The following is an 11,287-nucleotide window of genomic DNA, read 5'->3' on the forward strand; positions in this document are numbered from 1 at the left end:
TGCCATGAGTTATATTGACGTAACGGGCAAGACGGAGGAGGAAGCCATTGCCCGCGCACTTTCACAGTTAAATATGGAGCGGGACGACGTGTCCGTTGAAATTCTCGAGCGGGCCAAATCCGGATTTCTAGGTATTGGCAGTACTCCTGCAAAGGTACGCGTGACCTATGGCGGCGAAGAGGAAAAACCCGTCGCCCAGGAATATATCCCCGCCAAACCCAAGGCGGAGAGCAGACCCGCCGCCAAGCCCGCGGTGAAACCTGCTGTCAAACTCGCACCCCGGGTGGAGAAGCCCGCGGAGGAGCCTGCGCAAAAAATCCGCGAGACTGTCGCCAAGGAAGAACGGCCTGCACCTGCCGAGTATGTGTCCAGACCATTGGGTGAGGAAGTGCAGGACGAAAAGGCGGAGGCCATCCGCACGTTCCTCTCCGGACTTCTGGAGAAAATGGAAGTGGAGTCTCAGATTCGCGTGTATCAGCCGGAAAAGGGCCGGTATCAGGTGATTCTGGAAGGTTCCGGCATGGGGCAGATCATCGGCCGCCGGGGGGAGACGCTGGATGCGATTCAGCAACTCACCGGCTATTGCGTGAACCGCGCTGGTACGGGCCGGGTACGAGTGGCCGTGGATGCGGAAAACTACCGCGCCAAGCGGGAGGAAAGTCTGGATCATCTGGCCCGCAAGGTGGCGGCTAAGGTGGTCAAGTACCGCCGCAGCGTGACGCTGGAGCCTATGAACGCCTACGAGCGCCACATCATTCACGCCGCATTGCAGGACGAGCCCAACGTGGCCACCGGATCCATCGGAAGCGATCCCAATCGGCGGGTTGTGGTGTCCTACGTGCGCTAAAGGAAGCATCCTTTAGTAAATAGCTGAGTATGAAAAAAGAACGGCGAGGTGGCAGAACCTTGCCGTTCTTTTTTGCGCGCTTGGTGCTAAACTCCTTAGTTTGCGTTGAATGCGGAAGATAGAAGCTAGGACAAGCTGTCCCAATAAAATTTTAAAAAATTAAATAAAAAACTTGACTTTTTTGAAATTTGTATTATTGTTATAATACAATAAAAATAATTGCGTTTGGCCGACTGAAAAAGAATTCCTGATACGGTGCGGGTTTCAAGCTTTGTTCAAGGTGAATCATGGAAAATGTTTGAGAAACACATAACCCGGCACAGGGCCAAATACGAGGCTTATGTAAGGAAATGAGGAATCGTATGAAAGAAGAATTGCAGAAAACCGAAGAGGTACAGGGGCTGGAGGGCAGTCCAGTGAAAAAAAGGGGGCTTGGAGTGATTGGAAAGCTGAAGGGTCTTTGGGGCCGGAAGAAGCTTCGAAGGTGGCTGATTCTGGCCGTCGTGCTGGTAGTGGCGGTGTCTGCGGTGCTGCGGGGTTGCAGCAAAAATAAGGACGCCTCCGCCGTTAGCTATACGGAAGAAGCCGCGTCCTATCGCGCGATTACGCAGGCGCTCAGCGGAACCGGCACGCTCCAGCCTGCCAACTCCTATACCGTCACCACGTTGAAGGAGGGCGAAATCTTATCGGCGGATTTTGAAGAGGGGGATACGGTTACTAAGGAGACCGTTCTCTATGAGCTGGACAGCTCCGACGTCAGCAGCAATTTGGAAAAGTCCCAGCTATCGCTGAATCAGGCCCAGCGCAGCTACGAAAAGGCGGCCTATGCGCAGTCTCCCGTGTCGGGAACCGTGGCGTCTTTGGATGTGAAGACAGGCGACGTGGTAAAAGCAGGGCAGACGGTGGCCACCGTGCGGGACAATTCCTCCATGACGCTGAAGGTGCAGTTCGCATCGGACGATGCGAAGAGCTTTTACGTGGGGCAGAGCGCGTCCGTGGTGCTGGACGGCTCCTTTGAGACGCTTACCGGAACAGTCACCGCGATTTCGGGAGCCGACACAGTACTTACCGGAAACCGCATTGTGCGCAGCGTGACAATCTCTGTAAAAAATCCCGGTGGCCTGACTGACACGCAGGCCGCCACCGCCACAATTAACGACAGCGGCTCCAGTGAAAACGCCACCTTGGAGTATCGGGCGGCGGAGGACGTGGTCGCCTCCTCCGGTGGCACCGTGGCTGCCATCAATGTGAAGGAAGGCGGAACGGTATCTGCCGGGCAGGCCATAGTGACCTTTGCCGCCAACGCGGCCAACGACTCCGTTCAGTCTGCGGAGGATAGCCTGAAAAGTGCCGAGCTGAGTATGGAAACCTCTCAAAAGCAGCTGGAGGATTACACCATTACCTCCCCCATTGACGGAACCATTGTGGATAAGAAAATCAAAGCCGGTGAAAAGGTGGAATCCGGAAATACACTTTGCATCATTTACGATCTGAGCTATCTTGAAATGACGCTCAGTGTGGATGAACTGGATATCACGCAGGTGACGGTGGGGCAAAACGTTACGATTACGGCGGATGCCGTGGAGGGCGAAACCTTTACCGGGCAGGTGACGAAGATTTCCATGGCGGGAACCACCAGCAACAGCGCCACCACCTATCCCGTCACCGTTCGGATCGACGACTACGGTGATCTTTGGCCGGGCATGAACGTGGATGCGGAAATTGTGCTTGCGGAAAACGACAATGCGCTTTCCATACCCAGCGCCGCTTTGGAGCGGGGGAATAAAGTGCTGATTACCGCCAATTCCCCCAGTGCAGCCAATGCGCTGGAAGACAAAGCGCCGGACAACTATGTCTATGTGTCCGTGGAAACCGGCGTCAGCAACGACGATTACATTGAGATTACATCCGGACTTCAAGAAGGGGATACAGTGGCGGATTTACCTGCTTCCAGCAGCTCCTCCGGGATGGATATAATGATAGGCGGCGGTCCCGGCGGCGGCGAAATGGACGGAGAAGGTCGCAACGGCGGCGAAGGCGGCGGTCCCAGCGGAGGCGGCCCCGGCGGAGGACCAACGGAATGAGCGCTCTGATTGAATTTCAGGATGTATCCAAGGTTTATGAAATGGGCGATTCTGTTGTCCGGGCGGCAGATCACATTTCCATGCAGATTCAAAGAGGCGAGTTTGTGGCCATTGTGGGCCAATCCGGCTCCGGAAAATCCACCTGCATGAATATTATCGGATGTCTGGACGTTCCAACCGACGGTAAATATTTGCTGGACGGCCGGGATGTGGGCTCGTTGGACAAAGACCAACTGGCGGAAATCCGCAATAAGATGCTGGGATTTATTTTTCAGCAGTACAATCTGCTTCCAAGGCTCACGCTGCTGGAAAATGTGGAGGTTCCCATGATGTACGCCGGCGTTTCCAAAAACGACCGGAGGGAACGGGCAAAGGTGGCTTTGGAGATGGTGGGACTTGGAAGCAAGATCAACCACAGACCTGCGCAGCTCTCCGGAGGCCAGCAGCAGCGTGTTTCCATTGCTCGTGCGCTGGTGGGGGAGCCTGCGGTAATTCTGGCCGACGAGCCAACCGGCGCGCTGGATTCCCACACCGGAAGGGATGTCCTGACCCTTTTGCAGCAGCTTCACGCTGCGGGAAACACCGTGGTGCTTATCACCCATGATAACTCCATTGCTGTGCAGGCCCAGCGCATCATCCGTCTGGAAGACGGACGTGTCATCTATGACGGAGATGCCCGCGCATCGGAAGCGGTGGTGTCGTCAAGTCTTTCAGGAATGGGGGGCGGACAATGAAATTGACGGAAGCCTTCCAGCTTGCGGTTAAAAACATCAAGGGCAACAGAATGCGCACCTTTTTGACGATGCTGGGCATTATCATCGGCATTGCGGCTGTCATCGTGATTGTGGGCCTTGGAAACGGCATGGAAAAGTACATGCGCGATCAATTTGCCGACATGGGCACGAACACGGTGTCGGTGTCCATTATGGGCCGCGGCAGCTCCCGCAGCGTGTCTGAAACGCAGATGTATGAGCTGGTGGCGGAAAATCCCGAGTATTTTGACCAGATTTCCCCCACGGTCAGCCCGTCTGGCACGGTTAAAATCGGGACGGAAAGCATTTCCACCACGACGGTTACGGGCGTCAGCGAGGCATATTTCGACATGAAGGGCTATACGATTTCTTCGGGCCGGGGCCTTCAGTATGTGGATATGACAAAACGGCGAAATGTCTGTGTGGTGGGAAACTATCTCAACAGCACCTATTACGGCGGCAACGCCGTTGGTCAGGCCATCCGCCTGAGTGGAAAAAGCTTTTTGATTGTGGGTGTTATGACTCAGGAAACCGACGGCGAGATGGAAGAAGGCGGAACGGACGACTGCGTGTTCCTTCCCTATTCCACTGCGGCGCGCATGTCTTATACCGGCACGATCAGCAGCTATACCCTTACCGTGGTGGACGAGACACAGGCCGCAGCCAGTGTCACCATTGTGGAGGATTTTCTCTACGACATTTTTTCCGACGACGACGCATATCGGGTCATCAGCATGGCAGAGATGCTTGACGCCATGAATGCCATGATTAACGTGATGATTGGAATTCTGGCGGGGATTGCCGCAATCTCTCTGGTGGTGGGCGGCATTGGAATTATGAATATTATGCTGGTATCCGTCACGGAGCGAACACGGGAAATCGGTATTCGCAAGGCGCTGGGCGCGAAGGAGCGGTACATTATGCAGCAGTTTGTCATGGAGGCCGCAACCACCTCCGCGCTGGGCGGTGTGCTGGGTATCACCGTGGGGTACGGTCTCTCTTCCATTGCCACCATCATCGTCACGGCGCTGATGCAGGAAAACCTGACCGTCACTCCGTCTATTGGCGCGGTGCTGGGAGCGTTCGGCATTTCCACATTTATCGGCATCGTGTTTGGATATTTGCCGGCAAAAAAGGCGGCGCGATTGAATCCCATTGACGCGCTGCATTATGACTGACAGAGGCGCGGCGCGCAGAAAGGAAAAAACAACCTATGAAAAAACGAATTTTATGTCTTTTAATGGCGGTATTTCTGCTGCCCGGTCTGATCGCCGTCCCTGTCGGAGCGGCCGTTTCGGAGAGCAGCGGCGAGGTCCAGACCATTCGGGCATTGGGAATTATGACGGGGGATTCCGCCGGAAACCTGAATCTGGGCGGCAATGTCACCCGCGCTCAATTTGCGAAAATGCTGGTTAACGCCTCGTCGTATAAGGACAGCGTGGGGGAGGGAGAGGGCGTTTCCCTCTTCAAGGATGTGAACAGTACCCACTGGGCTTCGCAGTATATTAAAATCGCTGTGAACGAGGGATGGATGACGGGATATACCGACGGAACCTTCCGTCCCAGCCAGAGTATCACGCTGGAGCAGGCATGCGCCACAGTGCTGCGACTTTTGGGATACGACTCCTCGGCGCTTGCGGGATCCTTTCCCTCCGCGCAGTTGAGCAAGGCCAGCTCGCTGGGGCTGCGGGATCAGATTTCTATTGGGAAGGGCGAGTACATGACGCGGTCCGACTGCGTGTACCTGTTTTATAATACCCTGACGGCACAGACCAGCGATGCAAAGACCTACGCTGTCACGCTGGGCTATACCGTCACCAACGGCAACGTGGATTATGCCGCGGTGGTTTCCGCCAATTTGAGCGGGCCCTATGTGGCGACGGGCGGCGCGCAGTCGATGGAGATGCCCTTTGCCTCCTCGGCGGCTTCTGTGTACCGCAACGGCGCGGTATCTTCTCTGTCTGCCGTGCAGCAGTACGATGTTTATTATTATAACGCGGGGATGCAGACGGTGTGGATTTATACCGACCGGGCAGGCGGCACCATCACCGCCCTGCTTCCCAGCTCTGCCGCGCCCACCTCGGTTACCGTTGGTGCGAAGACCTATACCGTGGGAACCGCCACGGCGGCTTATAAACTGTCGTCCATGGGCGGATTCAAGGTGGGAGACACCGCCTTGCTTCTGCTGGGTATGAACGGCGAAGTGGTGGATGTGGTTAATGGCAGCGCGGCAAGTACGGTTTATTACGGCGTGGTGACCGCTGTGGCCAACGCATCTTCCTCCGGTTCCTCCGCGGGAACCGAGGTCCGCGTAAGTGTGGGCTGTACCGATGGCGTGGTTCACACCTTCTCTGTCAGCCAGCGGGGCGCCTATACGGTGGGAAGTCTTGTTTCCGCCAGTATGACCGACAGCGGCGCTTCCATCAGCCAGCTTACCGCCAAGACGCTCACCGGCGCGGTGAACCGGGACGGAACCAAGCTGGGAGAGAAACTCTTTGCAGGGGATGTGCAGATTTTGGATACCGCCTCCAACGGTGCGTGGGCTAAAATCTACCCCAGCCGTCTTGTGGGATACACGCTTTCCACCGACGATGTGCGCTATTATGTCACCAATACAAACGGCGAAATTACCCACCTGATTTTGAACGACGCCACGGGCGACACCTGGTCTTACTATTATCTGACGGCCATACCGGAAAAGGACAGCGGCACGCTAAGCGGCAGCTATTCCGGACTGAAAGATGGAGCCACCGTTACGCTGGACAACAATGGAAAAACGTTCGGTGTAGAATCCGGAGGCGTAGGGGTTCAGTTTAACAGCGACGGTGAAGTTAAAAACATGCGCCAGCTTCTGTCCGTCACGCTGGATAGCCTCAGCTCCGTCAGCGCCATGGGCGGCAATACAACTTATGCGCTTGATACCGGCGTGCAGGTTTATCTGCGCAAGCGGGATACAAGCTACGCCTTGAGTTACTATCAGGTAGATCTGGGTTCCATCAATGCGGCGGACTACAAGCTGACCGGCTGGGTTGATAACTTTGGATACACCGCCGGCAAACAGGTGCGGGTCATTATCGCGGAGAAAAAGTGATTTAAGAAAATAAATGTAGTTTCCACAAAAGAAAAGGTAAGGCCACAGAAGAAACCCATTTTTTGAAATAGTGGATAAAGAAACCGCCTCGTTTCCGATATTGCCCGGAGACGGGGCGGTTTCACCGCTTTTGGAAAGCACCTTGACATTTTGAATAAAAGGTGATAGAGTAGCCACAATATTTCAAGAGGCTGTGAAAGGGAGTAGTATCCCCTGTTTCCGGGCGAAGAGAGAGGACGTTTTGGTGTAAGTCCTTGCCGGAAGGGAGAGAAGGCGCCCCCGAGCCGCGCGTTTGAGCGAAAGCAGAATGCGCCGGTCCCCGCCGTTACCGGGTCAGAGTGCGCGCTTCTTGGCGCGAATTCAGGTGGCACCGCGGACAATCGTTCGCCCTGAGCTTTGCTCGGGGCGTTTTTTATTTTGCGGCCTGTTTATTGGATGAAAGGGAGAGGGAGATTATGAATAACACCGAAAAGACCATGGAAAAAATTGTGGCTCTGTGCAAGAGTCGGGGCTTTGTGTTCCCCGGCAGCGAGATTTACGGAGGTTTGGCCAATAGCTGGGACTACGGCCCCTTGGGCGTGGAGATGAAAAACAACGTCAAGCGCGCATGGTGGAAAAAGTTTGTTCAGGAAAATCCCTACAACGTAGGACTGGATGCCGCGATTCTGATGAATCCTCAGGTTTGGGTGGCCTCCGGGCATGTTGCCACCTTCAACGACCCGCTGATCGACTGCCGCTCCTGCAAAATGCGCCACCGAGCCGACAAGCTGGTGGAGGAATACAATCAGGAAAACAACATTACCGACGTGAACGTGGAGTCTATGGACGGCGAGGCGCTGGTTTCCTATATCCGGGAAAAGCAGGTTCCCTGTCCCGGCTGCGGAAAATCCGACTTTACCGACATCCGCAAGTTCAACCTGATGTTTAAAACCCATCAGGGCGTGACGGAGGGAAGTTCCAATGAGGTGTATCTCCGGCCCGAAACGGCGCAGGGCATTTTTGTGAACTTCTCGAATATCCAGAGAACCACCCGCCGCAAGCTTCCCTTCGGCGTGTGTCAGGTGGGCAAGTCCTTCCGCAACGAGATTACCCCGGGCAACTTTATTTTCCGCATCCGGGAGTTCGAGCAGATGGAGCTGGAGTTTTTCTGCAAGCCGGACACGGATTTGGAGTGGTTCGCGTATTGGCGGAACTATTGCCACGAGTGGCTCAAGGGCCTGAACGTGAAGGACGACAACCTGCGTCTGCGTGACCATGAGAAGGAGGAGCTGAGCTTTTATTCTAAGGCTACCACCGACTTTGAGTATAAATTCCCCTTCGGCTGGGGCGAGCTCTGGGGCGTGGCCGACCGGACGAACTACGACCTCTCCCAGCATCAGGAGCACTCCGGGCAGGACCTGACCTATTTCGATCAGGAGGCGGGAGAGCATTATATCCCCTATGTCATCGAGCCGTCTCTGGGCGCGGACCGCATGACCCTCGCTTTGCTGGTGGAGGCATATGACGAGGAAGTGGTGGACGCGGAGAAGAACGACACCCGCGTGGTGATGCGCTTCCATCCCGCCATTGCGCCGTTTAAGGTGGCGGTGCTGCCCCTGAGCAAAAAGCTGGGCGACAAGGCCCGGGAGATTCAGCAGATGCTCTCCGCCGACTGGATGGTGGACTTTGACGAAACTGGCTCCATCGGCAAGCGCTACCGCAGGGAGGACGAAATCGGCACGCCCTATTGCGTCACAGTGGACTTTGACACCGTGGGCGACGACGAGAAGACAGGGGATAACTGCGTCACCGTCCGGGATCGGGATACCATGGAGCAGGTGCGCCTGCCTATTGACGGACTGAAGGCATATCTCGTAGAGAAGCTGGCCTACTGATCGTCTTTGCGCTCTCTTCTGCGCAGAGTGCCCTGAAAAAGCGAAAAGCGGGACACGGAGATTGCCGTGTCCCGTTTTCCCCTGAAAGCGAGGAAGTACATTGAAGCAGACGCTTATAAAAATCGGAAAGGCCGCGCTGGTGCTGCTGGAAGCGCTGGCGCTTGGCGGCGCGGTGGCCTTTGCTATCCAGTGGATTACGCTGGGGGATGCGCAGGAGGCGCTGGACTGGTGTCTTGGGGCGCTGCCGCCCTTTTGCCTGACGGCGTTGTTTTACGGCGGCGGCGCGCTGCTTTTGGGCCTTTTGTCCGGTCGGCTGTGGGTTGGGGCGCTGGCCTCTTCCGCCGTGGGGGTGACGTTGGCGCTGGTAAGCTATTTCAAGTTCGCCATCAACGGCACGCCACTGGAGGCCGAGGATTTCGGCATGATCGGTCAGTTGGATCAGGTGATGGGCGTGGCGGGCGATCTGAAGGTTCCCGGACGGGGATGGGCCGCCGTGGGGATGTTGGTGCTGGTGGTTGTCTTTTTGTTTCTTGTTGGGAGAAAATTGACGCTTGGCAGCGGGCGCACTCGATTTGTGCTGGCCACGGTGGTGGCGTCTCTGGGGCTTGGTCTGGTCATCGGCCCCGGCGGGCCTGCGCTGGGGCGGACTTTTTCCGTAAATACGCAGGACCGGATCATGTCCGCCATCTCCTATCGGGACTACGGGTTGACCGTGGGCCTTTGGCGGGATATGTGCTTACTTGCGGGACAGGAGCCGGAGGGCTATGGCCCGGAATATATGCAGCATGTGGTGGAGCGGCTGGACGAGCTTTTGGGCGCTTTCGGGACGGACAAGCCCACCGGGGAACAGCCCAACGTGATTTTTATTCTCTCTGAGTCGTTTTACGATATGACTCGTCTGCCGGGGCTGACCCTCTCCGGGGACCCTGCGGAAAACTTTCACCGGCTGAGCGGGGAGGGAATTTCCGGGCGGTTTTATTCCAGCTATCTCGGCTACGGCACCGGCTATATCGAGCAGTCCATTTTTACCGGTCTGACGGGGAAGGATTTGAAACCGGGTACCAACATTTCCTTCCGAGATGAGGGGGATTACAGTCTGCTGGACTCCGTGGCAACGTCCTTTCAGTCGGCGGGCTATGAGACGGAGATGCTTCACGCCTACAACAACAGTCTTTATAACCGCACGGTGACTTATCCCAAGCTGGGATTTGAACACCTGCTGTTTTCCCAGCAGATGCAGGAGCTGGACCTGAATATTCAAGGAAGCCCTTATGCGGGGGGCTACTACCTCAGCGACCATGTGTTTACACAAGCCTTGCTGAATCGGTTGGACGCCGCCAATGAAGAGGGAAAAAAGGCGTTTCTCTTTGGCATTTCCATGGAGAACCACCAGCCCTTTGACCCTGAAAAATTCGGCTACGAGTGTCAACTGGAGGTTTCCAGCGACCAATTGAGCGAGGAAAATCTGGCGATTACGCGGGTAATGCTGGAAGGGCTGACTCGGGCAGATCAGGCGCTGGGCGAGTTGACCGACGCTTTGCGTGAGCGAGAGGAGCCTACGGTGGTGGTCTTTTTCGGCGACCATCGGCCCAATTTGTTTATGACTGACGGCGGAACGGTTTACAGCCATCTGGGCCTTTGCGAGAGCAACGATTGCTCCCGCTGGAGCATTGATCAGGTGGCGGACCTGTACTCTACCGACTATCTTATCTGGGCCAACGACGCGGCGCTTTTGAAGCAGCCTGCCGGGACAAGGCAGGACACGGGACTTACGGCCCTTGGTCCGGCGGTGCTGGATGCGGCCAATATGCCCCGGAATCGGTACTGGGCCATGCAGGAGCGATTGTCCAAGGCCCTGCTGGTGAATACGGATTTGTACTGCGTTACGGGCAGGGGCGTACCCTATTGGAACGAGTCCGACGCGGCGCTGAGCGATGAGGACAAAGAGCTGATGAATCTGCGCAGCGCCATTGTTTACGATACCTATTATGGACAGCGCTATGCCACCGCCGCCATGAACCAGAACATTGGGAGTTAAAGTGAGTTAAAGGAAATACCGTCACGCGCCATAGGCGTGTGACGGTATTTTTTTAATGAAGAGCGATAACAGCATACGTAGTGGCCTGTCAAATTTGTTGGAAGCCTAAAGCACTGCAAGTCAGAAAATTGGCTTCTTGGTAGTTCCAAAACTGCACGGGGGAAGTCCTTTACGTCAGAAAGCACCTATAGAATGCTTCAATTTCCGCTTGGGTGGCCTGAACAGAGCCTTGGGCAAACCCATTTCGCCCGCCGCCCCGCCCATGGAGCTCGGTGTTCATCGTCTTTACCAGAGGGCCGATATCTTTGCCATCGGCCCGGAGCAGGGCGTATTGATACTGCCCGCCCTCTCCCGCAACCACGGCGGCAAGCCCGCCGCAGGTGCGGCTCACCGCGTCCGCCAGCTTCCGCGCTCCGTCCGTGCGCAGGGGCGGCTGAACAAGAAGCGTGTCGCCCCGGCCTGTTTCCTGTGCGGCAATGCGCTCGAAAAGCGCATCCTCTAGCCGGGTAAGTCCGGCCTTGGCGGCGTTCAGCTCTGTTTCCAGCCGCTCCACCGCTTCGGCGGCGTCCTGTGGCTTCACGCTGAGACGGTGGCCCACTGC

General features: G+C 56.1%; 8 protein-coding genes and 1 other annotated feature. Of the genes, 7 read left to right on the top strand and 1 reads right to left on the bottom strand.

All coding sequences use genetic code 11. From position 1 onward, the window contains the following. Positions 1-4: 4 nt before the first annotated feature. From jag to RTK01_RS05895, 7 genes are all read left to right on the top strand, one after another. Positions 5-847 carry an RNA-binding cell elongation regulator Jag/EloR gene (jag, locus tag RTK01_RS05865; protein WP_312280077.1) on the top strand — a complete coding sequence of 281 codons (843 nt, stop codon included), beginning with the start codon at positions 5-7 and terminating at the stop codon, positions 845-847. A 362-nt stretch (positions 848-1,209) separates the two neighbouring features. Then, a complete protein-coding gene (locus RTK01_RS05870) occupies positions 1,210-2,931 on the top strand; it encodes an efflux RND transporter periplasmic adaptor subunit (protein WP_312280078.1) in 1,722 nt (573 codons plus the stop codon). After that, on the top strand, positions 2,928-3,665 hold the full coding sequence (locus RTK01_RS05875) for an ABC transporter ATP-binding protein (RefSeq protein WP_312280079.1): 738 nt from the start codon (positions 2,928-2,930) through the stop codon (positions 3,663-3,665). The genes RTK01_RS05870 and RTK01_RS05875 overlap by 4 nt, the downstream gene beginning before the upstream one ends. Further along, positions 3,662-4,861: an ABC transporter permease gene (locus tag RTK01_RS05880; protein WP_312280080.1), complete on the top strand. Its 1,200-nt coding sequence runs from the start codon at positions 3,662-3,664 to the stop codon at positions 4,859-4,861. Before RTK01_RS05875 ends, RTK01_RS05880 begins: the two co-directional genes overlap by 4 nt. Before the next feature lie 35 nt (positions 4,862-4,896). Continuing rightward, positions 4,897-6,774: an S-layer homology domain-containing protein gene (locus RTK01_RS05885; RefSeq protein WP_312280081.1), complete on the top strand. Its 1,878-nt coding sequence runs from the start codon at positions 4,897-4,899 to the stop codon at positions 6,772-6,774. Between the two features lie 184 nt (positions 6,775-6,958). Further along, positions 6,959-7,169 (top strand) — a binding site (T-box leader). A gap of 60 nt (positions 7,170-7,229) precedes the next feature. Continuing rightward, the gene (locus RTK01_RS05890; RefSeq protein WP_312280082.1) at positions 7,230-8,648 is read left to right on the top strand and encodes a glycine--tRNA ligase; all 1,419 of its coding nucleotides are present in this window, start codon (positions 7,230-7,232) and stop codon (positions 8,646-8,648) included. Between the two features lie 100 nt (positions 8,649-8,748). Then, on the top strand, positions 8,749-10,686 hold the full coding sequence (locus tag RTK01_RS05895; protein WP_312280083.1) for an LTA synthase family protein: 1,938 nt from the start codon (positions 8,749-8,751) through the stop codon (positions 10,684-10,686). A 169-nt stretch (positions 10,687-10,855) separates the two neighbouring features. Here the strand turns inward: RTK01_RS05895 and RTK01_RS05900 are convergent. Continuing rightward, positions 10,856-11,287: DHHA1 domain-containing protein (locus tag RTK01_RS05900; protein WP_312280084.1), on the bottom strand; the 432-nt coding region annotated here is incomplete at its 5' end.

It is taken from the genome of Oscillibacter sp. (genome assembly GCF_031978065.1).
Taxonomy (GTDB): Bacteria; Bacillota; Clostridia; order Oscillospirales; family Oscillospiraceae; genus Oscillibacter.